This window comes from Neisseria sp. P0008.S010 (assembly GCF_051962715.1).
GTDB lineage: Bacteria > Pseudomonadota > Gammaproteobacteria > Burkholderiales > Neisseriaceae > Neisseria > Neisseria elongata.
This window is the reverse complement of record NZ_JBQCVA010000198.1, coordinates 1-363: the sequence shown is the minus strand read 5'-3', so window position 1 is coordinate 363 and position 363 is coordinate 1. Positions and strand designations below refer to the sequence as shown.

At 46.6% G+C, this 363-nt stretch carries 1 protein-coding gene; it reads left to right on the top strand.

From position 1 onward, the window contains the following. Positions 1–363 (top strand): transposase family protein (locus tag ACTHSL_RS13200; protein WP_440381701.1); only part of this gene is annotated, 363 nt, incomplete at both ends.

Sequence of the window (363 nt, the reverse complement as noted above, 5' to 3'; positions counted from 1 at the left end):
AAGCGACACACGGTTAAAATCCAGGTCATATACGGCAGAGAAACTGAAAAAATCATCAGTATCCGGACGGGGATGGGAGCTCAGCATGACATGCGTTTAGCCAAGAGGCACCTTGCAGAGCTTTATCCCTACAAAATAGTCATTGCGGATAAGGGTTATCAAGGATTGGCTAAAACCGGATTACAGACCCCGAAAAAGAAATCCAAACATCATCCGCTGAACAAACAGGATAAAGAGGCGAACAGGCGGTTAGGCAAACTCAGAACCGTCATCGAGCACATCAACAGGAAGCTGAAGATATTCAAAATCTTGTCGCTGCCTTACCGCAACAGGCGGAAACGGTTCGGGTTAAGGGTAAATCTG